The sequence below is a fragment of the Mesonia algae genome (assembly GCF_003253545.1).
In the GTDB taxonomy this organism is placed as follows: domain Bacteria; phylum Bacteroidota; class Bacteroidia; order Flavobacteriales; family Flavobacteriaceae; genus Mesonia; species Mesonia algae.
The window spans coordinates 182,404-207,900 of sequence record NZ_QKYV01000001.1 but is presented as its reverse complement, the minus strand read 5'-3'; the positions used below and the strand labels follow the sequence as shown (position 1 = coordinate 207,900).

Below are 25,497 nucleotides of genomic sequence, written 5' to 3'. Positions count from 1 at the left end.
TTAAATGAATAAAAAGAAATCTAGTTCATTAACCCATTTAGCGCTCCAAAAGTTTAAAAAAAACTTTTGGGGCGTTTTAAGTTTCTGGTTTGTAGTTTTTTGTTTGCTTTTGGCTGTTTTTGCCTACACTCTTGCTCCAGATGATACGGCGAATGCTAACCAAATGCATTTATCTATACATTCTAAAAACCCTGGGTTTTCAGTGAAAATGTTGAGTTTTCCTATAGAAACTTCTTCTCAATCTGCTATTTCTTCTTTTTTCTTTGGGGAGAATATTTCTTCCGCAGAGATTCCAATTACCAATTACAAAATAAGTAATGATACTCTTTATGCAGCACCTTATACAGGTGAAGGAATAGAGGGATTAGCAAAGACCTATACGTTAAAAGAAGATTTTAAAGGTGTAGATTCTTGGCAACATGTAGAAGAACAGTTTATTCGGCAGAAGACATTTCTTTTAGGAACCGACAAATACGGACGGGATATGTTGAGTAGAATGTTGGTGGGAATTAGAATTTCTTTATCCATTGGGTTTGTAGCTGTTTTTATTTCATTAGTCATAGGTATTTCTTTAGGAGCTATTGCGGGATATTACGGTGGTAAAATAGATCAAGCCATTATGTGGCTTATCAATGTTACTTGGTCCATTCCTACCTTGTTGTTGGTAATAGCAATTACACTTGCTTTAGGTAAAGGTTTTTGGCAGGTTTTTATAGCGGTAGGACTCACTATGTGGGTAGAAGTAGCGAGAGTCGTACGTGGCCAAGTACTTGGAGTGAAAAAACTACAGTATGTAACTGCTGCAAAAGCCTTAGGGTTTAGTAATTTTAGAATCATTCAAAAACATATTATTCCTAATATAATCGCTCCCGTTATTGTGATTTCAGCAGCAAATTTTGCCGCTGCTATTTTGGTGGAAAGCGGTTTAAGCTTTTTAGGTATTGGAGCACAACCTCCTATGCCAAGTTGGGGTGGAATGATAAAAGATCATTACAGTTACATTATTCTAGGAAAGCCATATCTAGCCATTATTCCGGGCTTAGCAATTATGAGCTTAGTTATGGCATTTATGTTAATTGGGAATGCTTTACGAGACGCTTTAGATGTAAGAACTTAATTTTATACCTTTAAAATAAAAATATATGTCAACGATATTCACAAAAATTATCAACGGAGAATTACCAGCAAATAAGGTTGCTGAAACCGATGAATTTCTAGCTTTTTTAGATGTTAACCCAAATGCAAAAGGTCATACCCTTTGTATTCCGAAAAAGGAGGTTAATAAACTGTTCGATTTAGATGAAGAAACTTACCAAAATCTCATGAAGTTCTCTAGAAAAGTAGCTTTAGCTTTACGGAAAACAATTCCGTGTAAACGTATTGGGATGTCTGTGGTTGGCTTAGAAGTGCCTCACGTTCACGTACATTTAATCCCGTTACAAGAAATGGATGACATCCGCTTTGAACGTAAAATAAAAATGAGTAGTGATGAAATGGAGAAATTAGCGAAACAAATAGCAGCTAATTTTTAAATACAACTTATTTTAAAAGTTAGCAAATTTTCTTTGCTAACTACTTAATCATAAATTTCAAGAAAATGAATAGAATGAAAACAACGCCATTAATAGTTATTCTTTTAAGTGTTTTATTAATGTCTTGTAATGACAAGAAAGAGTCAAAATTAGAGGAAAAGACCTCAAAGTCTTTTAAAAATAAAGGACATGAGTTAGTTTCTACTATGGTTAATGAAGTAGGAGATTACCAAACATTATTAGATAAAGAAGATGTGGTCTACACTTATACGTATACGACTGCAGATGGAAAATCTGATATTTCTACAGAGAAATATATTTTTGATGGTGAGCTGTCTTATGGATCGTACGAGCATCACGAAAGAACATTTCCCGATCTTGAAGGACAGATTGAACAAGGATTTGACGGAGATGAATATTGGCTAAAACATAATGGAGAAGTTGTACAGGATGAAAAACGTTTAAAAAAAGTTGCTTTTAATAGACCTACTAATTTCTATTGGTTTGCTATGTTTCAAAAGCTATTAGACTCTAGCGTAAACTATGAATTTGTTAAAGAAGAAACAATAAATGAAGCTGAGTATGATATTGTGAAAATCACATTTAATTCAGATGATAATCAACCTACCGATATCTATCAGTTATACATAAATAAAGAAACCTCTATGGTAGATCAATTTCTTTTTACTGTAGCTGATTTTGGAGTGATTGAAACCCCATATTTAATGATATTGGATTATGATGAAGTTGATGGTATGCTAATTCCAGCTAAGCGTACGTACAAAAAATCTACTTGGGATGCAGCGATCACAGAAGGTCCTTGGACGACTGTGAATTGGACTAATATTCAATTTAATAATGATCTAAGTAAAGAGGTTTTTAAGAAGTAAATTTATGAGGTTTCGGTTTTCTTAAGAAGTTTTATCTCAAAAGTAGTCCCTTGGTTAAGTTCGCTTTTAAGTACTTTAATTCTGCCTTCATGATAGATTTCTATAATTCGTTTAGCTAAAGAGAGACCAAGTCCCCAACCTCTTTTTTTAGAGGTTACTCCAGGTGTAAAGATCTTTTTAAACTGACTTTTAGGGATACCCTTACCGTTATCGGAAATTAAGATTTGTACCCATTTGGTTTCTTCGTTAATTTCAATTTTTATGTCTCCTTTTCCTTTTAAGGCATCAATGGCATTTTTTACAAGATTTTCTATAGTCCAGCTATAAAGTTCTTCATTAAGGTCTACCATAATCTCTTTCTGCGGAAGCTTTATCTCAAAATGTATAAGTTTTGAGGTTCGTGCTTTTAAATAATCATAAGAATCTTGAGTAGCTTCTATGATATTTGTGGGTTGTAGCTTAGGTAAAGAGCCTATTTTAGAAAAGCGTTCGGTAATGGTTTGTAACCTACTTACATCCTTTTCTATTTCTACTAAATAGGAAGGATTAACATTTTCACTTCTTAAAATTTCTGTCCAACCTACTAAAGAAGACAAAGGTGTTCCTATTTGATGAGCAGTTTCTTTAGCCATTCCCGCCCATAGCTGACTTTGTTCGTGAGATTTTGAAGTTGAAAAGAAGTAGTAAATGATTCCTAAGAATAGTAAAATGATTAAAATTATAATAATAGGAAAGTACTTTAATCGTATCAATAAATCTGAATAACCATAATAAACAATGCTTACTAACGTATCACCATCGTAAACTTCTATGGGTTGATATTGTTCTTTAAAACTCTCGATGAGCTCTAACTTTTTCTCTGGAGAATTAATCTCTTCATCGGCAATATTTCTAGAGCTATAACTTTCATCATTTACTCCAAATACAATCATTGGAGTAGTGCTATTGGTAGACAATATTTCTACAATAATATCATTGATGTTATCATCATTATTGCTTTTAGAAATTTCGGAATAGGCACTTCCTAAAATTTCCATTTTATTACGCTCTTCTTCTTTTATCTTATCAAAGAAGATAGAGACATTCCATAAGAATAAACCTATAATAATGATGGAAGATAAAGTGACAAACCACCTAAAAAATTTACGCTCTTTCGAGTAAAACATATAAAAATCTATAATGAATTTGAAATATAATCTTTTTTATAAATATAAGCTCATTTTTTCATTGCTCACAAGATTAATTATCTTTGCGGAAAAGAAACTTACATGCTCACAATAGATCCTAAAAAAGTACCTGTTAAAAAAACATACGGACTTATGGTAAGTGCTGTTGGACCTCGACCAATAGCTTTTGCAAGTACCGTAAATGAAAAAGGAGAACCTAATTTGGCACCTTTTAGTTTTTTTAATGTATTTAGTGCAAATCCGCCAATTCTTGTTTTTTCACCCGTATTAAGAATTAAAGACGATTCAGAAAAGCACACGTTAGAAAATGTAAAAAATCATAAAGAAGTTGTAATTAATATCGTGAATTACGATATGGTACAACAAATGTCTTTGGCAAGTACAGATTATGCCGACGGTATTAATGAGTTTGAAAAAACAGGTTTAACCATGCAGGAATCTGAAGTGGTAAAACCTTTTAGAGTGAAAGAATCTCCGGTTCAATTTGAATGCAAGGTAAATGAAGTAAAACCTTTAGGTGATAAAGGCGGAGCTGGAAATTTAGTGATTTGTGAAGTGTTGAGAATTCATGTAAGTGAAGATGTGTTGGCAGAAGGAGAAAAGATAGATCAGCATAAGTTAGATCAAGTTGCGAGAATGGGAGGAAACCTGTATTCTAGAGCAAATATGGGTGTTTTCGAAATTCCGAAGCCGCAAACCACTTTAGGTATCGGGGTAGATAATATTCCGCAAAGTATTAGAACAAGTACAATTTTAACGGGTAATGATTTAGGTAAATTAGGCAATGTAGAAAACATACCTGATGAAACAGAAATTACTGAATTTTTATCAGAAAATAAATTAGTAGATTACGTTAAGGAGAGTTCAGAAGAGAAAATTCATGCTATCGCTCAAGAATATCTTAAAAAAGAGGAAGTAATGAGTGCATGGAAGATATTATTAGCAAAAAATAAATAGTAAATTATGGAAGTTCAAGGAAAGATTAAAAAGATTGATGAGACTAAAACTTACGGGAGTAACGGGTTTAGAAAGAGAGAGGTAGTAGTAACGACAGAAGAGCAATACCCACAACATATTTTAGTAGAATTTATTCAAGATAAATGTGATTTGCTAAATAGCTACCAAGAAGGGCAAGCAGTAAAAATAGGAATTAACTTAAGAGGAAGAGAGTGGGTTAACCCTCAAGGAGAAACCAAATATTTCAACTCTATCCAAGGTTGGAGAATCGAGAACTTACAAGCAGGAAATTCTCAAAATAACGCTCCAATTCCTCCAGCAGATCAATTTGAGCCAGCAACTAATCTTAATGAAGAAGATCACGACGATCTTCCTTTCTAAAATAAGCATATGAAACTAGGAGCATTTTCAATGAGTTTAAATGTAAAGGACTTGCAAATATCTAAAGCCTTTTATGAAAAATTGGGTTTTAAAGCCCTTGGCGGAAATGAAGAAATGAACTATTTAATCATGAAGAATGAAAATGCGATCATTGGTTTATTTCAAGGAATGTTTGAAGTTAACATTCTTACTTTTAATCCTGGATGGGATGAAAACGCTCAAACTTTAGAGAACTATAATGATGTTCGAGAGATTGAAAAATCTTTAAAAGAAAGTGATATTGTTTTAGAACAAGAAGTGAAAAAAGAAACCCAAGGTCCTGGCAGTTTAATTGTAAAAGACCCTGATGGAAATGTAATTTTAATCGATCAACATATCTAAAAATTATAAGCTTTTTCAGCAGAAAATCCGACTTAAAAAGTCGGATTTTCTTATTATTAACCTTGTGAAAAACAAATTCAAAAAAGCAATGATGAACAAAAATTTAATCTCAAAAGGTTAACTCAAATATCGTTAAAAATTTGAAAACGAGCAATGTAAATTTAATATAAATGATTATTTTTTCTTTTTAATGATAATTTTATACGATAAAGAACCCTTCCCTGCTGTAGAAAAAGCAGATGATCAAGGCTTGTTAGCTATTGGCGGAAAACTATCTCCAGAGCGTTTATTAGAAGCTTACCGCTCAGGTATTTTTCCATGGTTTGAAGAAGGTGATCCTGTCTTGTGGTGGAGTCCAGATCCTAGAATGGTTCTTTTTCCTAAAGATTTAAAAGTTTCTAAAAGCATGAAACAGCTTTTTAAAAAAAGTGCTTTTAAAGTGACCTACAATCAAAATTTTGCGGAAGTCATTCATAATTGTTCCCAAGTATATAGAAAAGACCAAGAGGATACATGGATTACTCCAAATATGATTTCGGCTTATATGAAGCTACATGAGTTTGGCCATGCGCTATCAGTCGAGGTTTGGGAAGAAAATGTACTTGTAGGAGGTTTATATGGCGTCTATTTGAAGGAGAAGCAGGTGTTTTGTGGAGAAAGTATGTTCACTAAAGTAAGCAATGCTTCTAAATATGGGTTTATCTCTTTAGTAGAGAAACTAAAAGCTGAAAATATAAAACTTATCGATTGTCAAATGCATACTAAACATTTGGAAAGTTTAGGGGCAAAAGAAGTGCCTCGCGAAGTGTTTTTAAGCTATTTGCAACAAGATTAGAGAGATATTTTTAATCCGCTAAGGAGAAACACTTCCACATAAGGAGAATGAGTGTAATCTCGGTGTCTATATTCAAGTCCTAGGTTGAGTCTAGTGTTTTCAAATAGTCGATAATTGATTTGAGCAGCAAAACGTTGACCTAAATTAGGTCTTTCCTTTTTTCCCATTTCCCAAACAGCTTCGGTAGAAGCAACTAAAGAGAATTCTTTTGGGTTAACTTTATCTCCTTGCAAAGGAAATTCTGCTGAAAATCTGTACCGAGTCCTAAACGTTGTAATTTCTCTATAACGTTGAGCCAGTCTTAGGCGGTGAGCAATTTTAATTCTACCTATTTTTTTGGAATAAGCATATTGTTCTATAATACGGGTTTCATTCTTTCCATCTTCAAATCGGTAACGAATACCGGCACTAACCTTACTATGAAAACCTATTTGTCTACTAGTATAATGATTAAGCTCCAAAAACTTATATTGAAAGTCTAGTTCTTTATCAAAATCATTTACATTTTCATAATCTGTATAAACTACGTCTCTTTGAGCTATACCAAAAGAATGAGACCAAGGACTTTCATTAGAAATATTTATTGATATTTCAGGGTTAATATAGCCAGTAAAGTTGGTTTGTGAATAACCAGTGTAAGAAATAAATAGAAAAAAAACAGATAATGCGAATTTAGAAAATGAGGTAATCAAATTGATTTTTAACCACTTTTCGTTTCTCTTTATAATCTCCGCTAGCATCAAATAAAATTTCATATTTATAATAGCTTCCCTTTAGCCTTGTTTGTACAATGATTTCAAAATTATCGGGATGGTTTGTAAGTAAAAGTGACTTTTCAAATACCTCTTTCGCTACCCCGTTTTTAAACTGTTTTTGTACTTTAACTATTTTAAATGCATCAAAATTATCTTTTAAAAAAGATTCTATTTTATTTAAAGGTTTTTGAGGAATTTGCTGCTTTTTTATAACAACTTCAACGTCCTCAAGTTTACCTTTAGGCGAGAATTCTACACTATAAACACTTTTATTATAAATGAATTTTGCTTCGTAACTCCCTCTATTTCCGTCTTTTTCAAAAAAATAATGCTCTTTTTTAAATTTTCTATCATTAAAAAAATCTAAAATTTGAAGAGCTTCTAGAGGCATTTTATCTCTAGTGATACGTTGTTCAACTTCTTCTTTTTTTGATTGTGCAATAGTACTCAAACTAAAGATTATAAACAGAAAAAAACATAACTTTTTCATAACTGAAAATTAATGTTGAGCAATTTCCTTGTGCCTAAAGCAAGAAGTTTCATGATCATTAACCATACCTGTAGCTTGCATATGTGCATAAACAACAGTAGATCCTACAAACTTAAAACCTCGCTTTTTTAAGTCTTTACTGAGTAAATCACTTAACGGAGTATTAGGCGGAGCCTCTTTGTAGTTTTCAACTTTATTTTGGATGGGTTGATGGTCTACGAAATCCCAAATATATTTACTAAAGCTTCCAAACTCTTCTTGTATGTTTATAAAAGCTTGTGCGTTGGTCACAGCAGATCTAACCTTAAGCTTGTTCCTTATGATTCCTGAATTTTGTAGTAATTCTTCAATCTTTTTCTCGGAATATTTTGCAATTTTTTGATAATCAAAATTATCAAATGCTTTACGGAAATTTTCCCGTTTTCTTAAAATGGTAATCCAGCTTAATCCAGCCTGAAATGTTTCTAATAAAAGAAACTCAAATAGGGTTTTATCATTAAAAACAGGCACTCCCCATTCTTGATCGTGATAAGCCTCATAAAGTTCATCGCCTTCACACCAACCACATCTTTTCTTTTTCATAATTTAAAAATTTACTCTAATTTAGTAAGTTATAGTAAGCAAATTACGACCTACCTAAAAATTAACTTAATGAAAACAATATCTTTAAAAAAGACGATAGAAGATGCATTAGAAAATGCGATGTCTTATACAGAATATAAAACTTTAATGAATGATTTGTTGGCCGAGAATAAATCTACAGCAGCAATTCAAGAAGAAAGCTTGGTTGAATATTCTAAACTTAACCAACGCCGAATGAAGCGTTGGGAAAAAACTTTAAAAATAACCGAAGAAGCTGAAGCATTCTTTAAAAACTACGATCAAAAAATGCTTTGGTTAGTGGTCTCTGAAGGCTGGTGTGGAGATGCTGCACACGGGTTGCCCGTTCTTAATGCTTTAGCAGAATTAAACCCTCACATAGAATTGAAAATTGTTTTACGAGATAGTGAAGACGATTTAATTAATCAATTTTTGACCAATGGAGCAAAATCAATTCCAAAATTAATCATGCTTAAAGAAGAAAATTTAGAAGTGATAGAAACTTGGGGTCCAAGACCTTCAACAGCGGCAAAACTTACTGCAGATTATAAGCAAGAATTTGGTCAATTAGACGCTAGTTTTAAAGAAGATTTACAGCGTTGGTATAATCAAGATAAAGGACAAACTACTATAGAAGATTTACAAGCTTTATTAAGTTAAGTAAGATTTACTCCCTCGGAGATTTTGGTGGAAGTGTAGCTATAAATCTATCTAGATCATAGGAATCATTAACATTAAAATCTCCAATTTTTATTCTTCGTAAAGCCGAAAGATGTCCGCCACTTTCTACAGCTTTTCCAAAATCGTGCGCTAGGCTTCTAATGTAAGTGCCTTTGCTGCAGCTCACTTGAAAATCTACTTCTGGTAAATCTATCCGCGTAAGCGTAAATGAAGAAATACTCACTTTTCTAGAATCTATTTTTACCTCTTCGCCTTTTCTGGCATATTCATAAAGCCTTTTACCTTCTTTCTTTAATGCTGAAAATACGGGAGGGTATTGTTCAATTTCTCCTAAAAATTGGGGAATAGCATTATTTAAAACCTCTTCGTTTAGGTGATCTATAGGGAAGGTATTATCAACTTCGGTTTCTAGATCGTAAGAAGGAGTGGTGGCCCCTAGGGTAAATGTGCCTGTATATTCTTTTTCTTGACCTTGCAACTCTTGTATGCGTTTGGTAAATTTTCCTGTACAGATGATTAAAAGTCCTGTTGCTAAGGGATCTAAAGTCCCAGCGTGTCCTACTTTTATTTTTTTAATTCCGCAGTGAGAACGAATAAGCCAACGCACTTTATTAACCAATTGAAAGGAGGTCCATTCTAGAGGTTTATCAAAAAGTAAAATTTGTCCGTTTTTAAAATCTTCAGCAGTAAAATTATCCATTCATATAGCTTACGGCAATTGCAATAATTCCCACAATTAAACAATAAATGGCAAAGTAACTCAATTTACTTTTTTTAACCAAAGCAATCATCCACGTACAGGCAATTAATCCTGCTATAAATGCAGCGATAAAACCTACGCACAAACTCGTGGCGTTTTCTGTGGTAAAAGTTAAATCTCCGCTAAGAAGATCTTTAGCAATTTTTCCCAAAATTAGAGGAACAACCATTAAAAATGAAAACCTTGCAGCTTTGGTTTTATCGTTTCCTAAAAGAACCGATGTAGAAATGGTAGCACCACTTCTAGAAATACCAGGAAGCATGGCTATGGCTTGAGAAATTCCAATGACGAAGGCATTGGAGTAACTTACAGGTTTTTCGGTGTTTTTAGCTTTATCGGCTAGCCAAAGTAAAAGAGCCGTGATGATAAGCATAAAACCTACAAGCATAACACTTCCACCAAAAAGCTGTTCTAATTCTTCTTCAAAAAGAACTCCAATAATTGCTGCAGGCAGCATAGAAATAATAATTTTTAGAGAAAACTGCGTTTCTTCATTCCATTTCAACTGAAATAAACCTTTTAGTATTTCTAAAATATCTTTACGGAAGACTACAAGGGTACTTAGTGCGGTTGCAAAATGCATGACTACCGTAAAAAGCATAGATTCTTCGGGAATACTGTTGTCGCCTAAAATGGCTTTTCCTAATTCTAAATGACCGCTAGAAGAAACTGGAAGAAATTCGGTTAAACCTTGAATAACACCAAGGATTAAAGCATCAAGTACTTCCATTATTTTTTATTTGGGTTTAAGAGTATAGCATAAACTTCTATACCAAAACCTAGTAGAACGAGCATAGGAGCTAAACGAATTCTTCGCCAGCTAAAAATTTCGGGATTAAAAACTTCGGGGTCATCGCTACCACCGCCTGCCATGAGTATAAAACCTAAAGCGATTACGCCTAGGCCAATGGCCATCATCACGTAATTTTTCTTTTCAAAAATAAAGTAAGGTTGGGTTTTTTCTTCTTTAACTTCTCGTCTTTTTTGCTCTCCCATAACATTTTAATTAAGGTTTCAAAAGTAATGAAAACTTCTCGAAAATAAATTAATAATAAAGTTCGTCTGTCTTTAAGTTTAAGAAGCGTTGTGTAGCAAAGAAGGTGCTGAACCAAGAGATAAGAATTCCCAGTAAAAAAACTGCTAAGAATAAAGCTCCTAGAATCATTTCATCTTTAAGTAAATTTAATTCAGGGAAACCTTTATCAATATAATATAGAACTGCTGCCATGCCGATTAAAGCGACAACGGCACCTACTAATCCAAGTTTAATACTTTTCCAAATAAAAGGTCGGCGTATAAATCCTTTTGTAGCACCTACCATTTGCATGGTTTTTATCGTAAATCGTTTAGAATAAACGGAAAGACGAATAGAACTGTTGATCAACAACACCGCAATAAAAGTAAATAAGCCACTAACTACTAGAATCCAAAAACTAATTCTTTTTACGTTATCGTTTAATAAAGCGATAAGGGGTTTGTCATAAACCACTTCATCTACAAAATCTTTTTCGCCAAGGTCACGAGAGATTTCAGCGATTTGAGTTTCAGAAACATAATCGGCGTTAAAATAGACATCAATCGAATTTTGTAACGGATTGTATCCAAGGAAATCCATAAAATTTTCTCCAATTTCTTCACTATGCGCTTTCGCAGCATCTTCTTTGGATACGAAATTGGTAGATTTAGTAAATTCGGCTAAAGCCAAACTTTTTTCAAGCTGATTAATTTCTACTTCTTTCGCCGTGTCTTTTAAATAAACCGTTAATGCGATTTGTTCTTTAAAATGATCGGCTACTTTTTTTGTATTCAATACTAATAAGCCTAGCAATCCCAGTAAAAAAAGTACTAACGAGATGCTAATGACAACAGAAAAATAAGACGAAATTAAACGTCTTTTTTGATATCTTTCAAAAGAAGAACTCATAAATTAACCAGTTGTTTTTTTGTAAAAATAAGAAAGTAATTGAAACTCTATTCTTTAAAACGTTCAAACTTTTCACTTTCGTACATTAATAGTACTTTTGCGACTTAATTTTGATGATTCGTAACGACGATAAATAGATAAAATGAGCTACAATTTTAATGAGATCGAAGCCAAATGGCAGAAATATTGGGAAGAAAACCAAACTTTTAAAGCATCTAACAACAGTGAAAAACCTAAATTTTACGGTTTAGATATGTTTCCTTATCCCTCTGGTGCTGGGCTCCATGTGGGGCATCCGTTAGGTTATATTGCCAGTGATATTGTAGCAAGGTATAAACGCCATCAAGGTTTTAATGTATTGCACCCACAAGGCTATGATTCTTTTGGTTTACCAGCAGAGCAATATGCGATACAAACCGGTCAACATCCTGCAGATACCACTCTGGTAAATATTGAAGGAGGTGTAGATAAAGCAGGAAACAAAATTGCAGGTTACCGCAATCAACTCGATAAAATTGGTTTTTCATTCGATTGGAGCCGAGAGGTGAGAACGAGCGATCCTAATTATTATAAATGGACGCAGTGGATTTTTATTCAGTTGTTTGAAAGTTGGTATGATAATGAGGCGGCTAAAGCTAGACCTATTTCTGAGCTTATTGAAATTTTCTTAGCCGAGGGAAATGAAAAAGTGAACGCGGTGTGTGATGATGAGGTAAAAGATTTTTCCGCAGCAGCGTGGTCATCTTTTTCCGATAAGGAGCAACAAGAAATTTTATTACAATATAGATTAACTTACTTGGCCGAAACCGAAGTTAATTGGTGTCCCGAGTTAGGAACTGTTCTAGCTAATGATGAGATTGTAAATGGTGTATCAGAACGTGGTGGTCATCCTGTGGTAAGAAAGAAAATGAAACAGTGGAGTATGCGTATTTCTGCTTACGCGGAAAGATTACTGCAAGGTTTAGAAAATATCGATTGGACCGAAAGTCTTAAGGAAACACAGCGTAATTGGATAGGAAAATCGGTGGGAGCATCGGTTACGTTTAACGTGAAAGATCACGAAGACACTATTGAGGTCTTCACCACTCGTCCCGATACTATTTTTGGCGTAACTTTTATGACTCTAGCTCCAGAACATGAGTTGGTTTCAAAAATTACCACACCAGCGCAAAAAGAAGCCGTAGAAAATTATATTCAAGCAACTGCAAAACGTAGCGAGCGAGAGCGAATGGCCGATGTAAAAACCATATCGGGAGTATTCACAGGAGCTTATGCAGAACATCCATTTACCAAAGAATCTGTTCCTGTTTGGATTGGAGATTACGTATTGGCGGGTTATGGTACAGGAGCTGTCATGGCGGTACCTTGTGGCGATCAACGTGATTATGATTTTGCGAAACATTTTGATATTCCCATCAAAAATATTTTTAAAGATGTAGATATTTCTGAAGAAGCACACGCCGGTAAAGACGGAACTGTGATTGCTGATTCAGATTTTTTAAACGGTCTAACCTATAAAAAAGCATTAAAAACGGCGATCTACGAACTAGAGAAATTGGGACAAGGTGAAGGGAAAACCAATTACCGACTTCGTGATGCGGTATTTAGCCGTCAGCGTTATTGGGGAGAACCTTTCCCAGTGTATTACGTCAACGGAATGCCGCAAATGATTGAAGCTGAGCATTTACCTATTCATTTACCCGAAGTAGAGAAATACTTACCTACCCAAGAAGGAGAGCCGCCATTAGGTCGCGCCGATGTTTGGGCTTGGGATGCTACAAAAAACGAAGTGGTAAATAATAATCTGGTGGATAATGAAACGGTGTTTCCGTTAGAATTAAATACTATGCCAGGTTGGGCAGGAAGTTCTTGGTATTTCTTTAGGTATATGGAAGATCAAAAGCGAGATGAGGTTTTCGCTTCCGCGGAAGCGATGCAATACTGGCAAAATGTAGATTTATATATTGGAGGTAGTGAACACGCGACAGGACACTTACTTTACGCACGTTTTTGGACTAAGTTCTTAAAAGATCGTAACCTCGTTCCTGTAGATGAACCCTTTAAAAAACTCATCAACCAAGGAATGATCTTGGGAGAGAGTGCATTTGTTTATAGAGTTGAAGGAGAGAATAAATTTGTATCGGTTAACTCAAAAGATAACTATAAAACTCAAAGTATCCACGTAGATGTTTCTTTTGTAAATACATCAAACGAGTTAGATGTTGAAAGTTTCAAAAATTGGCGAGAAGAATTTAAAGATGCTGAGTTTATTACTGAAGAAAACGGAAAGTATATTGTAGGACGCGAAGTAGAAAAGATGTCGAAGTCTAAATACAACGTCGTGAATCCTGATGATATTTGTAAAGAGTACGGCGCCGATACTTTACGTATGTACGAGATGTTTTTAGGTCCGTTAGAGCAAGCGAAACCTTGGAACACCGCAGGAATTACAGGAGTGCATAACTTCTTAAAGAAGCTATGGAAGCTCTACCACAATGGCGAAGAGTTTTTAGTAAGCGATGAAAAAGCGAGTCCAGAGAGTTTGAAAACCTTTCATAAAACTATTAAAAAGGTAACCGAAGATATTGAGGAGTTTAGTTTTAATACATCAGTTTCTACGTTTATGATTTGCGTGAACGAACTGGCTGCTCAAAAATGTACCAGTAGAGAAGTTTTAGAGCCTTTAGCGGTTTTAATTTCGCCTTATGCGCCACATATCGCAGAAGAATTATGGCGTTTGATGGGGAATAAAGAAAGTATAGCTACTGCTAATTATCCTCAATTTGAAGAAAAATTCTTGGTAGAAAGCACCAAAACCTACCCGGTGTCCTTTAATGGAAAAATGCGTTTTACGTTAGATCTATCTTTAGATCTGTCTAAAGACGAGATAGAAAAAGCAGTAATGGAAGATGAAAGAACACAAAAACAATTGGACGGTAGAACCCCTAAAAAGGTAATAATTGTTCCTGGCAAGATTGTGAATATTGTAGGGTAGAATGACAAAATAACAGCAAAAAATAACCTCGCTTCTTTGGCGGGGTTTTTGCTTTTAAAAAGACTATATTAGAGTTTTAAAAAAATAAAAATTATGATAGGGATGGAATATTATATTCTTATTGGCGCAATTATGCTAGTAAGTTGGTACGTAAGTCACAAGCTTAAATCTAAGTTTAAGCAGTACTCAAAAGTACATTTGCAAAATGGGATGAGCGGAGCAGAAATTGCTCGTAAAATGCTAGAAGATAATGGGATTTACGATGTAAAAGTCATTTCAACTCCAGGACAATTGACAGATCATTATCATCCTCAAAAAAAGACTGTGAACTTGAGTGAATCGGTTTATGCGCAACGTAATGCAGCCGCAGCGGCTGTAGCAGCGCACGAATGTGGTCACGCAGTACAACATGCACAAGCTTACGGATGGTTAAAAATGAGAAGTACTTTAGTTCCTGTTGTAAGTGTAGCTTCTAAATATAGTCAGTTTGTGATTATGGGAGGAATTATCTTAATGATGATGGTCGCTGGTGGAGTAGGACAAATGGTGCTGTTGGCAGGGATTATTATGTTTGGGATGGGAACTTTATTTAGTTTTATTACCCTTCCGGTGGAATATGATGCGAGTAATAGAGCTTTAGCTTGGCTTAAAGCCGAAAATATTGTAACTCCGCAGGAATATGAAGGTTCTAAAGATGCTTTAAAATGGGCAGCAAGAACTTATGTTGTTGCAGCAATTGGTTCTTTAGCTACATTACTTTATTTTATCGGGATCTTTCTAGGGAGAGATTAAATCGGAAAAAATATAGATTAAAAAATCTCATAATTTATACTGGAAAACGCCTCTACTTAGAGGCGTTTTTTTATTTTTAGGCTATGAAGACTTTTATAGAAGAAACCTTAGATACCTTACTGTCTAATCCCGATTTTAATTTTGAAAAAACCACGTTTATCTTGCCGAGTAAACGAGCAGGAAGTTTTTTAAAAGAAAAGATTAAAAGTAAAGTGCATACAACTATTTTTATGCCAGAGGTTTTGAGTACCGAAGATTTTATTGCGCAAATTACTCAGCTTATTCCCTTAGATAATACAGGGAGTATATTTGAGCTTTATCAAACTTATGTGCAAACTATAGACAAAGAACATCAAGAATCTTTTGATAGCTTTTATGCTTGGGCACAGACCTTAATTTACGATTTTAATGAAATCGATAGGTATTTAATAGATGCCGATCATTTTTTTAATTACCTCTCTAGAATACAAGATATTAATCACTGGTCTAAAAGTGAAAATCAAACCGACTTAGTAAAAAATTATTTATGGTTTTGGAAGCAGCTACCCGAACTTTATAAAAACTTCACTCATCGCATTATTGAAGATGGGAAGGCGTATCAAGGTTTAATGTATAGAGAAGCTTCAGAGAAGATCGTTTCTTATTTAGAAGAAAATACACAAGACTATATTTTTATTGGTTTTAATGCTTTAAATACAGCCGAGCAGAAACTAATTCAGTATATATTAAAACAAAATCGCGGAAAAATATTTTGGGATCTCGATGAGGTTTTTTATCAAAATTCTAATCACGAAGCTTCTTTGTTTGTTCGTAATTATGTGAAAAAATGGGACTATTTTAAAGAGAATCCTTTAAAAGGTTTACCGAGAAATTATGAGCAACCTAAAAACATTCAGCTTACAGGAATTCCAAAAAATATAGGTCAAGCCAAATATATAGCACAAATTTTAAAAGACCTTCCAGCAGAAGAAATCAAGCAAACGGCAGTCGTGCTTAATGACGAAGGTTTATTACCTGTTTTACTCAATTCTTTACCAGAGAATGTAGAGAAGATAAATATTACGATGGGATTGCCTTTGGGGGATACTCCTTTAGCTTCCTTATTTGAGAGTTTATTTAAAATACAAGAACGAGAAGAGGATCAGCTTTATTTCAAATGGGTTTTAGAAGTTTTAAAACATCCATTTGTGTTACAAATATTTGCATTAGAAAGCGAGCAGCTGCAAAAAGAAATCATTGCCTCCAATCTGGTTTTTATTAGTTTAAATAAAATTAAATCGGTAGAGAATTCCGCATTTAGCGAATTTTTAAATCAAGCTTTTCAATTACATCAATCCACCAAAAGTTTCATCCAAGCCATGCTGAATATAATTCAAGTCTTGCGAGGAAAAGAGGTTGATAACTATGCTTTAGAAACCGAGTATTTATTTCATTTTAATGCGCTATTTGTTCAGTTAAAGAATATTTTAGAAGAGCAAAGTACTGTAGATCATATTAAGGTGTTGTATAAAATTTATAGAGATAGTTTAACGACCAAATCTTTAGATTTTGCAGGTTCTCCTTTTGACGGCTTACAGCTTATGGGGATGTTAGAAACAAGGGTAATTGATTACAAAAATGTAATACTTACATCGGTTAACGAAGGTGTTTTACCTGCAGGAAAAAGCAGTAATTCGTTTATTCCTTATGATCTCAAAAAAGAATATGGTTTGCCTACCTACAAAGAAAAAGATGCGGTTTATACTTATCACTTTTACCGATTGATGCAACGTGCTGAGAATATTCATATTTTATATAACACCGAGCAAGACGGACTTAATGCCGGAGAAAAAAGTAGGTTTATTACCCAATTGGAGGTCGAGAAAAAATTAGAATCCACTTTTGTTAATCCTAAAGTGCCTTCTATATCGAGCCAACTTTTAGAAATAGAAAAAACTCCTGCGGTAATTAAAAAGCTAGAAAAACAAGCCGCTTATGGGTTTTCACCCTCTGCTTTGACTACCTATATTCGAAATCCTTTAGATTTTTACAAGCGTTATGTATTGGGGATAAAAGAGGAGCAAGAGGTAGAAGAAACTGTTGCCGCAAATACGTTGGGAACTATTATACACGATAGTCTTGAGCAAATGTTTCTTCCGTTTGTTGGGAAAGAGATCTGTAAAGAAGATGTGGAGAAACTTGTTAAAACCAGTGATGATGAGGTTTTGAAACAATTTAAAAAAGTATATAAGAATGCTCCAATTCACAAGGGTAAAAACCTATTGATTCATGAGGTGGCTAAACGTTATTTACATAATTTTTTTCAGTTTCAGAAAAATGAATTAACACAACATTCGGTTCAGATTATTAGTTTAGAAGCCGAAGAAAAAATACAAGTAGAGATTCCGCAGCTGCAAATCCCCGTTTTTATCAAAGGAAAAGTAGATCGCTTAGATTCCCTTGACGGAATTAAAAGAATTATAGATTATAAAACAGGAAAAGTAGAAGCAAAAGATGTTACCATTAAAGATTGGAATTTGCTGGGAACCGATTATAAATTCAGTAAAGCATTTCAAGTTTTATGTTATGCGAAAATGATTTTAAAAGACGAAGATTTTGATAAAGCTCAAGGCGGAATTATTTCTTTTAAAAATTTAAAATCAGGTTTTTTAGAATTAAAAGAAGGGAAAGAGACCTTAATTAGTAAGGAAATGATGATTCAGTTTGATGAAGTATTACAGAATTTAATTCTCGAAATTCTCAATCCTGAAATTCCGTTTAAAGAAAAAGAAGTATGATAAGAGAAAAGAATTTTACACTAAAAGGAAGTAATGGTTTACCAATTGTCATCGACGCATTTTTTAAACCCGATCAATCTCCAAAACCCATCGTTGTTTTTTGCCATGGTTATAAAGGATTTAAGGATTGGGGTGCTTGGAATTTAGTAGCCGAACATTTTGCTGAAAACGATTTTTTCTTTGTTAAATTTAATTTTTCCCATAATGGAGGTACACCTGAGCAACCAATAGATTTTCCAAATCTAGAAGCTTTTGCACAAGATAATTATACCAAACAGTTGCACGATTTACAGTGTGTGATAGATTGGTTGGTAAGCGATAATCGATTTGCTGCAAATATTAATGCCCAGCAAATTCATTTAATAGGTCACAGTAGAGGTGGCGGAATTGTTTTATTAAAAGCCAACCAAGAAAAAAAAGTGAGCACGGTCACCACGTGGGCAGGAGTTAGTGATTTTGCTTCTCGATTTCCTTCGGGAGAAAAGTTAACCCAATGGCAAAAGGATAAGGTCTATTATGTGGAAAATGGAAGAACTAAGCAGCAAATGCCCCATGATATTCAGTTTTATGAAGATTTTATAGAGCATAGAGAAGATTTAGACATTTCTAATGCGGTGCAAAATTTAAAAATTCCGCAACTTATACTCCACGCCAAAGGAGATACTTCCGTTAAGGTGAAAGAAGCCGAACGTTTACAAGAATGGAACCCTAAAGCAAAAATGTTTTTATTAGATGAAAGTAATCACGTTTTTGATACACAGCACCCTTGGGAAAAAGAGGAGATGAGTGTAAGTTTAAAACACATAGTAAGTAAGAGTATTCACTTTATTAAAGACAATTAGATGGAATCTCAATATTTTATACTTGTAGGTTCTTTGCTGCTGCTTATGAGTATTTTAGCAGGTAAAACTTCTTATAAATTTGGAGTGCCAACATTAATTTTATTCCTCTCTGTAGGAATGTTGGCAGGATCTGAGGGAATCTTAGGAATTAATTTTGATAATCCCAGTTTTGCTCAGTTTATAGGAATAATTGCCCTTAATGTCATCTTGTTTTCAGGAGGCTTAGATACCCGTTGGAAAGCTGTAAAACCTGTGGCCGCAAAAGGATTTTTATTATCCACACTTGGGGTTTTTATTACAGCGGGAGCTGTGGGAGGTTTTACATATTACTTGTTAGATTTTACACTTATTGAAGCATTTTTACTTGGCGCTATTGTATCTTCTACAGATGCTGCTGCGGTATTTTCTATTCTAAGATCTAACAACATTAACTTAAAGTATGGGATTAGACCTATGCTTGAGTTAGAAAGTGGGAGTAACGACCCGATGGCTTACTTTCTAACCACCTTATTTACGGGGATGGTCGTAGCGCAAGAATTTTCTTTAACCTCCTCTGTATTAGATTTGGTTTTACAACTTGTTATTGGAGGAGTTTCTGGATATTTTTTAGGAAAAGGAAGCAAATGGCTTATTAATAAAATCGCTTTAGATTTTGAAGGTCTTTATCCTGTTTTAGGTTTAGCCTTAAGTTTTATTATTTATTCCTTTACGGAAGTGATTCATGGAAATGGTTTCCTAGCTGTATATGTATCTTCGGTTTTGTTAGCGAATAGTGAATTGGTTAAAAAGTATGCTTTACGTCAGTTTTTTGATGGTTTTGCTTGGCTAATGCAGATTATACTATTCTTAACTTTAGGATTGTTGGTGTTTCCTTCTAGAGTAATTGATATTTTACCTATTGGTTTGGCTATTGCATTGTTTCTCATATTTGTAGCTCGTCCTTTAAGTGTTTTTATAAGCTTAGCTTTTTTTAAGGTAAATATAAGGAGTAAGCTTTTTATCTCTTGGGTGGGATTACGAGGAGCGGTGCCCATTGTTTTTGCAACTTTCCCGATGGTAATGGGGTTAGATAAAGCCGATTTAATCTTCAATATCGTATTTTTAGTTACCTTGGTTTCTATTATGCTACAAGGAACTACCATTAATAAAATGGCACAATGGCTTGGTGTGCAAGACAATGAAATTAAAACTCTAAAGAAGGCTAGAGCATTTGAGTTTTCTGAAGATTCTAAAACTGAAAGTGCAGAAATTTATATTTCTTCTAACAGTAAGGTAATTGGTAAAAAGATTCACGAATTAGATCTGCCAAAAGACAGTTTAGTGGTAATGATTATTAGAAAAGCGAAATATTTTGTTCCATCTGGATCAACAGAATTAAAATACGGAGATACCTTACAAGTCATTTCAACAAGCACTAAAGATTTAACTAAAATGGCTCAGGATTTTGGATAAATGTTTTACATTAGCTTTTGGATTGGGGGATTAGCTCAGTTGGCTAGAGCGTTTGGCTGGCAGCCAAAAGGTCATCGGTTCGACTCCGATATTCTCCACAAAAAAACCTGCTAGATTATAGCAGGTTTTTTTATAAATATTTAATGAAGCTTATCCTACAATATTATCTTTGTTGTAACCTAAATAATCTACTTCTTTTTCAGTAAATTCAATTCCATTTTCAGCTAATTCTGCTAAAATAGGCTCATAAACTTCTTTGCTAATAGGTCTTAAAACCCCTGGAGTGGTGATTTCTTTGTTTAAAATCTTAACGGTTGCAATCGCTACAGGTAAACCTACAGTTTTGGCCATTGCAGTATAAGTTTGATCTTCACCAATATGAACCATGGTAGAATCAATTTGTTTTTTCTTTCCGTCAAGTTCATATCCAAATTTATGATACATCACGATCATATCTTTATCATCTTCTGCTAAGGTCCATTTGTCTTCAAGAATTTTTTGGAGCGCTTGAGCAGGTGTTGCATCTTTAATTCCTATCTTTTTATCGGTGTTGAAAATATCAAGTTCCAAAAGTTTTTCCCACATCAAATCATCTTGATCTATTTTAAGGGAATAACGCATTTTAAGCTCCACAGAATCTGTAGGGGAGTAAGGAAGAAATGAGTTTACAAACTCTCTATAACTCATATTTTCTGAGTTTTGCATAAAATAGGTGTCATCGGTCATTCCTAATTGAACAAACATATTCCATGCTTTACTAAAGCCTACTCTTCTTAAAGTTCCTCTATATAAAGTTTTAATGCTATCTAAACCATAAACACTTTGATAAGCAAGAGAGTTTCTGTTGGCAAGTCCTTCAAATTTTCCGTAGCCTTCAACTTCTAAAAATTCGGTTCTTCTAAAAAGTCGGTGATATGGGATATATTTATACTGCCCTTCTTGCATAAACTCTGCAGCACCACCTTGACCTGCTACTACAACGTTTCTAGGGTTCCAAGTAAATTTGTAATTCCATAAATTGGTATCGCTCTCTGGAGCTACTAAACCGCCAGTAAAAGATTCAAAAAGCAATAGCTTGCCGCCATTCTCCCTAATTTTGTCAATAACTTGCATGGCACTCATATGATCAATGCCTGGATCGACACCAATCTCATTCATAAATACTAAACCTTTATTTTTTACAGCTTCATCTAGAGCTTCCATTTCTTTGCTTACGTAAGAAGCGGTAACCATATTTTTACCAAATTCTACACAATCTTTAGCGACTTCTATGTGGAATCTTGCGGGAAGCATTGAGATAACAATATCTGCATTTTTAATAGCTTCTTTACGCTCTTCTTCTTTAAAAATGTCAAGAGAAATTGCTTTGGCATTTTCATGATCTCCAGCAAATTTTTGAGCATTTTCTATAGACAAATCGCCAATAGTTAAGAAGAGTTTTTCTGAAGTTGATTTTTCTTTTAAATATTTAATGAGGGAAGAGGTAGATTTTCCTGCTCCAATAATTAATATGTTTCGCATCTTAAATAGTTGTTTAAATTTGCAGTTATTCTTCAAAGTAATTAATTAATTACCGGTAAAAAAAATAATAGATGCATAGAAAGTTGTTAATTTTAGGAAGTTTAAGTGGATTCCTCGCAGTAATTCTTGGTGCTTTTGCAAGTCACGGATTAGAGAAGGTTTTATCTATGAGTGAATTAAGTACTTTTGAGGTGGGGATTAGATATCAATTTTATCATACACTTTTAGCTATTTTGTGTGGAAGTATTTCCGCGTTAAGTGAAAAAAGTAAAAACACTATATTTTATTTAATTCTTATAGGGATGATTTTATTTTCGGGATCTATTTATGGCTTAGCTACCAATAATTTATCTGCTTTCGATTTTAAAACCATTGCATGGTTAACCCCTGTTGGAGGCATATTTTTAATTTCTAGTTGGTTAGTGTTGTTTTTTAACGTGTTGAAAATGAAAAAGAAATAAAAAAACTAAGTAAACCTGTATTTGTTTGGTATTATTTATATTTTTGTTCTAAAGAACACAACAAATCAATTTTATGGTGGAAAATAATAAAACCACGAAAATGTTTTCATTAGAAAACTACGGAATAAAAGATACTAAGACTCACTATCAACTATCTTCAGAAGAGCTTCACAAAATTACAGTAGAAAAAGGACAAGGCGTAGAAGTAAGTTCAGGTGCCTTGGCAGTCAATACAGGAGAGTTTACTGGAAGATCTCCTAAAGACCGTTTTATTGTAAAAGATGAGGTGACTAAAGATGAAATTTGGTGGGGGGATGTAAATATTCCTTTCGACCCAGAAAAATTTGATCAGCTATATGATAAAGTAACCGAGTACCTTTCAGGGAAAGATATATACGTGAGAGATGCTTACGCTTGCGCGGATGAAGAATATCAATTAAATATTCGTGTAATTAATGAGTATCCTTGGAGTAATATGTTTGCTCACAATATGTTTTTGAGACCTACGGAAGAAGAATTGAAAGATTTTACTCCAGAGTGGACGGTTGTAAATGCCCCAGGCTTTATGGCAGATCCAGAGGTTGATGGAACAAGACAGCATAACTTTGCAATCTTAAACTTTTCTAAGAAAATTGCTTTGATTGGTGGAACTGGTTATACTGGCGAAATTAAAAAAGGTATTTTTTCTGCTTTAAACTTTATCTTACCTGTATTTAAAGATACATTATCGATGCACTGCTCTGCTAATGTTGGAGACGATGGTGATACAGCAATTTTCTTTGGTCTTTCAGGAACAGGAAAAACAACTTTATCTGCAGATCCAGAAAGAAAGTTAATTGGAGATGATGAACACGGATGGACGAAAGATAATAAGGTGTTTAATTTTGAAGGTGGTTGTTATGCAAAAGTAATTAACCTTTCTAAAGAGAATGAACCAGATATCTTTAATGCGATCAAACCGGGAGCTATTTTAGAAAATGTCATTATAGATGATAAGGGTGATGTAGATTTTGAAGATGTTTCTATTACACAAAACACGAGAGTAAGCTACCCTATATACCATATTAACAATATTCAGCAGCCCTCTGTAGGAGAAAACCCAAAGAATATTTTCTTTTTAACCGCAGATGCTTTTGGGGTATTGCCTCCAATTAGTAAGCTAACTCCGGGTCAAGCTGCTTATCACTTTATTAGTGGTTATACAGCAAAAGTAGCAGGAACAGAGGCAGGAATTACCGAGCCAGTACCAAGTTTCTCTGCTTGTTTTGGAGCGCCATTTATGCCATTGCACCCAACACGCTATGCAGAAATGTTAAGTAAAAAAATGCAAGATGCAGGTGTAAACGTATGGTTGGTTAACACAGGATGGACTGGAGGTCCTTACGGAGTTGGTTCTCGTATGAAGTTAAAATATACAAGAGAAATGATTTCTTCTGCCTTAGAAGGGAAATTAGATAAGGTAGATTATGTAACGCATCCTATCTTCGGATTAGAAATGCCAAAAGTGTGCTTAAACGTGCCTTCTGAAGTTTTAAACCCAAGAGAAACTTGGAAAGATAAAGAAGCATACGATGTGAAAGCAAATGAATTAGCATTGTTCTTTAAAAATAACTTTAAGATGTTTGAAGATAATGCAAGTGAAGAAATATTAAAAGGCGGACCTATCGTTTAGGTTTTTCTTTTAGAGATATTAAAAATCCGGTTGAAAATTTTTCAACCGGATTTTTTTATGATAAAAAAATATAGCCTAGTTGATGTCAACTAGGCTATATTTTTAATTTGATATTTGGTAAACTACTTCTTGTTTTGCTCCTTTATGTACTTCTCTAAAGCCATAGTCATAGAAGGGGTTTCTGGAGTAGGAGCTTTGATATTAGCCACTAACCCATGTTCTTTCGCAGCTTTTATGGTAGAATTTCCAAAGACAGCAATACGTGTATTGTTTTGTTTAAAGTCTGGGAAATTCTCAAAGAGAGATTTTATTCCGCTAGGACTAAAGAAAACAACAATATCATAAAACACTTTTTCTAAGTGTGATAAATCACTTACTACTGTTCTATAAAAAATACCTTTTGTCCAATCTACTCCTAATTTATTCAATTCTTTAGGGATATCTGGCTTCAACATATCAGAAGAAGGAAGTAAGAATTTTTCTCCTTTATACTTTTTGATGGTTGGAGACAATTCTGCAAAAGTTCTCTTACCAACATAAATTTTTCTTTTTCTGTAAACTACATATTTTTGTAGATAATAAGCAACAGCTTCACTCAAACAGAAATATTTTAAAGTATCGGGCACTTTATAGCGCATTTCTTCTGCGATTCTAAAAAAATGATCTACTGCATTTCTACTTGTAAGAATAATGGCTGTGTATTGAGTTAAATCAATTTTTTGCTGTCTTACATTTTTTGAAGAAACTCCTTCAACGTGAATAAATGGTATGAAATCAATTTTTACTTTTTGTTTTTCTTCAAGTTCAGAATATGGAGAATTTTCAACCTTAGGCTCTGGTTGAGAAATTAAAATTGTTTTCACTTTCATATGCGTACAAATTTAGAGTTTTGAAACTTAGCTTTTATGTAATTACTTTATATAAAATAATATACGGTGCTATTTCAAGGGTGCAAAGGTACAAAATAAAATAAAACGAATACTTAAAAACAAGTTTTTGGTTTTTTAAATAATATTTTAATAGAATAAATAAATTTAATAAAAGGTATAAGAGTGTAGATATAATAAGGGTTATAGGACTTGGTGTCCAGCTATATATGAAGACTAATAAGACGGGGAATAAGGTAAAAGCCAGTAAGTTTTTATAGGTAATCTTATAAAAAATATAATTATCGATGACTTTATCTATCGTAAAAATAGAAGCGATGATTTTTTCTACAAGGTATTTTATTCCGATAAGGACATTTAACAGAATAAAAATCTGAAGAAAAAAAAGGAAATTATATTCCACTTTTAAAAATCCCATTACTTTAAATAAGGTGAAAAGTCCTAAAGAAAGGATAACACTATGGGATAAGTAAAGAATAAAACTAAAAAAATTAAAGACCGATGGTTTTTTTTGGTGTGAGGTAAAATACTTACCCGAGAAGAATAGATTTCTAAAATCAGTAAATTTTTCAGGATATAATTGATTGCTAACTAATACTAAGAGTAAAACAAATAAAAAGGTTAAAGTAACCCAATTGTTATGCTCCATATTTCTTACAATCACTTCCAAAGTATAGAATTTTGAGCAAAGTTAAAAATTAAATAGCTAGGATTTGCTAAAATTT

26 protein-coding genes and 1 tRNA gene are annotated in these 25,497 nt (G+C 33.7%); 16 read left to right on the top strand and 11 right to left on the bottom strand.

What is annotated here, in order from left to right:
- Nucleotides 1-4 precede the first annotated feature (4 nt).
- The 3 genes from LX95_RS00940 to LX95_RS00930 all read left to right on the top strand — a co-directional run bounded on the left by LX95_RS00940 (nucleotide 5) and on the right by LX95_RS00930 (nucleotide 2,422).
- A complete protein-coding gene (locus LX95_RS00940) occupies nucleotides 5-1,117 on the top strand; it encodes an ABC transporter permease (protein ID WP_111539546.1) in 1,113 nt (370 codons plus the stop codon).
- 25 nt (nucleotides 1,118-1,142) lie between these two features.
- Complete coding sequence (locus LX95_RS00935; protein ID WP_111539545.1) at nucleotides 1,143-1,532, top strand: HIT family protein; 390 nt, start codon at nucleotides 1,143-1,145, stop codon at nucleotides 1,530-1,532.
- Between the two features lie 74 nt (nucleotides 1,533-1,606).
- Nucleotides 1,607-2,422 (top strand): DUF6503 family protein, encoded by an 816-nt coding sequence (locus LX95_RS00930; protein ID WP_245924702.1) that lies wholly within the window; start codon nucleotides 1,607-1,609, stop codon nucleotides 2,420-2,422.
- 2 nt (nucleotides 2,423-2,424) lie between these two features.
- On the opposite strand, the gene LX95_RS00925 is transcribed toward LX95_RS00930, so the two are convergent.
- Nucleotides 2,425-3,588, bottom strand: a complete 1,164-nt coding sequence (locus LX95_RS00925; protein WP_111539543.1) for a sensor histidine kinase — start codon at nucleotides 3,586-3,588, stop codon at nucleotides 2,425-2,427.
- Nucleotides 3,589-3,690: 102 nt separating this feature from the next.
- On the opposite strand from LX95_RS00925, the gene LX95_RS00920 reads away from it, so the two are divergent.
- From LX95_RS00920 to aat, 4 genes are all read left to right on the top strand, one after another.
- Entirely contained in the window at nucleotides 3,691-4,566 is an 876-nt protein-coding gene (locus LX95_RS00920) for a flavin reductase family protein (RefSeq protein ID WP_111539542.1), read from the top strand.
- A gap of 6 nt (nucleotides 4,567-4,572) precedes the next feature.
- On the top strand, nucleotides 4,573-4,947 hold the full coding sequence (locus LX95_RS00915) for a DUF3127 domain-containing protein (RefSeq protein ID WP_111539541.1): 375 nt from the start codon (nucleotides 4,573-4,575) through the stop codon (nucleotides 4,945-4,947).
- 9 nt (nucleotides 4,948-4,956) lie between these two features.
- A complete protein-coding gene (locus LX95_RS00910) occupies nucleotides 4,957-5,328 on the top strand; it encodes a VOC family protein (RefSeq protein WP_111539540.1) in 372 nt (123 codons plus the stop codon).
- A gap of 190 nt (nucleotides 5,329-5,518) precedes the next feature.
- Complete coding sequence (gene aat, locus LX95_RS00905) at nucleotides 5,519-6,163, top strand: leucyl/phenylalanyl-tRNA--protein transferase (protein ID WP_111539539.1); 645 nt, start codon at nucleotides 5,519-5,521, stop codon at nucleotides 6,161-6,163.
- Here the strand turns inward: aat and LX95_RS00900 are convergent.
- From LX95_RS00900 to LX95_RS00890, 3 genes are read right to left on the bottom strand one after another with little or no spacing between them, the layout of a single operon-like run.
- Nucleotides 6,160-6,855: a DUF2490 domain-containing protein gene (locus LX95_RS00900; RefSeq protein WP_170116560.1), complete on the bottom strand. Its 696-nt coding sequence runs from the start codon at nucleotides 6,853-6,855 to the stop codon at nucleotides 6,160-6,162. The genes aat and LX95_RS00900 overlap by 4 nt on opposite strands.
- Nucleotides 6,836-7,369 carry a hypothetical protein gene (locus LX95_RS00895; RefSeq protein WP_111539537.1) on the bottom strand — a complete coding sequence of 178 codons (534 nt, stop codon included), beginning with the start codon at nucleotides 7,367-7,369 and terminating at the stop codon, nucleotides 6,836-6,838. The genes LX95_RS00900 and LX95_RS00895 overlap by 20 nt, the downstream gene beginning before the upstream one ends.
- Nucleotides 7,370-7,417: 48 nt before the next feature.
- Nucleotides 7,418-7,990, bottom strand: a complete 573-nt coding sequence (locus LX95_RS00890) for a DNA-3-methyladenine glycosylase I (RefSeq protein WP_111539536.1) — start codon at nucleotides 7,988-7,990, stop codon at nucleotides 7,418-7,420.
- 69 nt (nucleotides 7,991-8,059) lie between these two features.
- On the opposite strand from LX95_RS00890, the gene LX95_RS00885 reads away from it, so the two are divergent.
- Entirely contained in the window at nucleotides 8,060-8,668 is a 609-nt protein-coding gene (locus LX95_RS00885; RefSeq protein WP_111539535.1) for a thioredoxin family protein, read from the top strand.
- Nucleotides 8,669-8,675: 7 nt separating this feature from the next.
- Here LX95_RS00885 and truB read toward each other — a convergent pair whose 3' ends face one another.
- The 4 genes from truB to LX95_RS00865 are packed head-to-tail and all read right to left on the bottom strand — an operon-like array spanning nucleotide 8,676 to nucleotide 11,373.
- Nucleotides 8,676-9,389, bottom strand: coding sequence for a tRNA pseudouridine(55) synthase TruB (gene truB / locus LX95_RS00880; protein WP_111539534.1), 714 nt, complete (start codon nucleotides 9,387-9,389; stop codon nucleotides 8,676-8,678).
- Entirely contained in the window at nucleotides 9,382-10,179 is a 798-nt protein-coding gene (locus tag LX95_RS00875; RefSeq protein WP_111539533.1) for an undecaprenyl-diphosphate phosphatase, read from the bottom strand. Before LX95_RS00875 ends, truB begins: the two co-directional genes overlap by 8 nt.
- Nucleotides 10,179-10,445, bottom strand: coding sequence for a DUF3098 domain-containing protein (locus LX95_RS00870; protein WP_111539532.1), 267 nt, complete (start codon nucleotides 10,443-10,445; stop codon nucleotides 10,179-10,181). The genes LX95_RS00875 and LX95_RS00870 overlap by 1 nt, the downstream gene beginning before the upstream one ends.
- Before the next feature lie 49 nt (nucleotides 10,446-10,494).
- Nucleotides 10,495-11,373, bottom strand: a complete 879-nt coding sequence (locus LX95_RS00865) for a cell division protein FtsX (RefSeq protein WP_111539531.1) — start codon at nucleotides 11,371-11,373, stop codon at nucleotides 10,495-10,497.
- A 142-nt stretch (nucleotides 11,374-11,515) separates the two neighbouring features.
- Here LX95_RS00865 and leuS point away from each other — a divergent pair, with 142 nt between their 5' ends.
- The 6 genes from leuS (at nucleotide 11,516) to LX95_RS00835 (ending at nucleotide 20,329) form a co-directional block, all read left to right on the top strand.
- Nucleotides 11,516-14,368, top strand: coding sequence for a leucine--tRNA ligase (leuS, locus tag LX95_RS00860; protein WP_111539530.1), 2,853 nt, complete (start codon nucleotides 11,516-11,518; stop codon nucleotides 14,366-14,368).
- 93 nt (nucleotides 14,369-14,461) lie between these two features.
- Nucleotides 14,462-15,160, top strand: coding sequence for a zinc metallopeptidase (locus LX95_RS00855; RefSeq protein WP_111539529.1), 699 nt, complete (start codon nucleotides 14,462-14,464; stop codon nucleotides 15,158-15,160).
- Nucleotides 15,161-15,243: 83 nt separating this feature from the next.
- A complete protein-coding gene (locus tag LX95_RS00850) occupies nucleotides 15,244-17,937 on the top strand; it encodes a PD-(D/E)XK nuclease family protein (protein WP_111539528.1) in 2,694 nt (897 codons plus the stop codon).
- The gene (locus LX95_RS00845) at nucleotides 17,934-18,779 is read left to right on the top strand and encodes an alpha/beta hydrolase family protein (protein WP_111539527.1); all 846 of its coding nucleotides are present in this window, start codon (nucleotides 17,934-17,936) and stop codon (nucleotides 18,777-18,779) included. The genes LX95_RS00850 and LX95_RS00845 overlap by 4 nt, the downstream gene beginning before the upstream one ends.
- Complete coding sequence (locus tag LX95_RS00840; RefSeq protein WP_111539526.1) at nucleotides 18,780-20,231, top strand: potassium/proton antiporter; 1,452 nt, start codon at nucleotides 18,780-18,782, stop codon at nucleotides 20,229-20,231.
- A 24-nt stretch (nucleotides 20,232-20,255) separates the two neighbouring features.
- Nucleotides 20,256-20,329: transfer RNA gene (locus LX95_RS00835), tRNA-Ala, on the top strand.
- A gap of 52 nt (nucleotides 20,330-20,381) precedes the next feature.
- Here LX95_RS00835 and LX95_RS00830 read toward each other — a convergent pair.
- Nucleotides 20,382-21,752, bottom strand: a complete 1,371-nt coding sequence (locus tag LX95_RS00830) for a saccharopine dehydrogenase family protein (RefSeq protein ID WP_111539525.1) — start codon at nucleotides 21,750-21,752, stop codon at nucleotides 20,382-20,384.
- Between the two features lie 71 nt (nucleotides 21,753-21,823).
- Between LX95_RS00830 and LX95_RS00825 the strand changes: the two genes are divergently transcribed.
- The gene (locus LX95_RS00825; RefSeq protein ID WP_111539524.1) at nucleotides 21,824-22,213 is read left to right on the top strand and encodes a DUF423 domain-containing protein; all 390 of its coding nucleotides are present in this window, start codon (nucleotides 21,824-21,826) and stop codon (nucleotides 22,211-22,213) included.
- 73 nt (nucleotides 22,214-22,286) lie between these two features.
- Nucleotides 22,287-23,885, top strand: coding sequence for a phosphoenolpyruvate carboxykinase (ATP) (pckA, locus tag LX95_RS00820; RefSeq protein ID WP_111539523.1), 1,599 nt, complete (start codon nucleotides 22,287-22,289; stop codon nucleotides 23,883-23,885).
- A 122-nt stretch (nucleotides 23,886-24,007) separates the two neighbouring features.
- Here pckA and LX95_RS00815 read toward each other — a convergent pair whose 3' ends face one another.
- Together LX95_RS00815 and LX95_RS14850 are read right to left on the bottom strand one after the other, a co-directional pair.
- A complete protein-coding gene (locus LX95_RS00815) occupies nucleotides 24,008-24,754 on the bottom strand; it encodes a uroporphyrinogen-III synthase (protein WP_111539522.1) in 747 nt (248 codons plus the stop codon).
- Nucleotides 24,755-24,788: 34 nt separating this feature from the next.
- Nucleotides 24,789-25,421, bottom strand: coding sequence for a DUF4271 domain-containing protein (locus LX95_RS14850; protein ID WP_111539521.1), 633 nt, complete (start codon nucleotides 25,419-25,421; stop codon nucleotides 24,789-24,791).
- Between the last annotated feature and the right edge of the window lie 76 nt (nucleotides 25,422-25,497).

Coding starts and splice junctions, on each gene's coding strand:
- LX95_RS00815 (WP_111539522.1), bottom strand. CDS start 24,754: ATGAAAGTGAAAACAATTTTAATTTCTCAACCAGAGCCTAAGGTTGAA.
- LX95_RS00845 (WP_111539527.1), top strand. CDS start 17,934: ATGATAAGAGAAAAGAATTTTACACTAAAAGGAAGTAATGGTTTACCA.
- pckA (WP_111539523.1), top strand. CDS start 22,287: ATGGTGGAAAATAATAAAACCACGAAAATGTTTTCATTAGAAAACTAC.
- LX95_RS00885 (WP_111539535.1), top strand. CDS start 8,060: ATGAAAACAATATCTTTAAAAAAGACGATAGAAGATGCATTAGAAAAT.
- LX95_RS00870 (WP_111539532.1), bottom strand. CDS start 10,445: ATGGGAGAGCAAAAAAGACGAGAAGTTAAAGAAGAAAAAACCCAACCT.
- LX95_RS00865 (WP_111539531.1), bottom strand. CDS start 11,373: ATGAGTTCTTCTTTTGAAAGATATCAAAAAAGACGTTTAATTTCGTCT.
- LX95_RS00940 (WP_111539546.1), top strand. CDS start 5: ATGAATAAAAAGAAATCTAGTTCATTAACCCATTTAGCGCTCCAAAAG.
- LX95_RS00875 (WP_111539533.1), bottom strand. CDS start 10,179: ATGGAAGTACTTGATGCTTTAATCCTTGGTGTTATTCAAGGTTTAACC.
- LX95_RS00920 (WP_111539542.1), top strand. CDS start 3,691: ATGCTCACAATAGATCCTAAAAAAGTACCTGTTAAAAAAACATACGGA.
- LX95_RS00840 (WP_111539526.1), top strand. CDS start 18,780: ATGGAATCTCAATATTTTATACTTGTAGGTTCTTTGCTGCTGCTTATG.
- aat (WP_111539539.1), top strand. CDS start 5,519: ATGATAATTTTATACGATAAAGAACCCTTCCCTGCTGTAGAAAAAGCA.
- LX95_RS00850 (WP_111539528.1), top strand. CDS start 15,244: ATGAAGACTTTTATAGAAGAAACCTTAGATACCTTACTGTCTAATCCC.
- truB (WP_111539534.1), bottom strand. CDS start 9,389: ATGGATAATTTTACTGCTGAAGATTTTAAAAACGGACAAATTTTACTT.
- LX95_RS00935 (WP_111539545.1), top strand. CDS start 1,143: ATGTCAACGATATTCACAAAAATTATCAACGGAGAATTACCAGCAAAT.
- LX95_RS00925 (WP_111539543.1), bottom strand. CDS start 3,588: ATGTTTTACTCGAAAGAGCGTAAATTTTTTAGGTGGTTTGTCACTTTA.
- LX95_RS00830 (WP_111539525.1), bottom strand. CDS start 21,752: ATGCGAAACATATTAATTATTGGAGCAGGAAAATCTACCTCTTCCCTC.
- LX95_RS14850 (WP_111539521.1), bottom strand. CDS start 25,421: ATGGAGCATAACAATTGGGTTACTTTAACCTTTTTATTTGTTTTACTC.
- leuS (WP_111539530.1), top strand. CDS start 11,516: ATGAGCTACAATTTTAATGAGATCGAAGCCAAATGGCAGAAATATTGG.
- LX95_RS00855 (WP_111539529.1), top strand. CDS start 14,462: ATGATAGGGATGGAATATTATATTCTTATTGGCGCAATTATGCTAGTA.
- LX95_RS00915 (WP_111539541.1), top strand. CDS start 4,573: ATGGAAGTTCAAGGAAAGATTAAAAAGATTGATGAGACTAAAACTTAC.
- LX95_RS00890 (WP_111539536.1), bottom strand. CDS start 7,990: ATGAAAAAGAAAAGATGTGGTTGGTGTGAAGGCGATGAACTTTATGAG.
- LX95_RS00930 (WP_245924702.1), top strand. CDS start 1,607: ATGAAAACAACGCCATTAATAGTTATTCTTTTAAGTGTTTTATTAATG.
- LX95_RS00910 (WP_111539540.1), top strand. CDS start 4,957: ATGAAACTAGGAGCATTTTCAATGAGTTTAAATGTAAAGGACTTGCAA.
- LX95_RS00825 (WP_111539524.1), top strand. CDS start 21,824: ATGCATAGAAAGTTGTTAATTTTAGGAAGTTTAAGTGGATTCCTCGCA.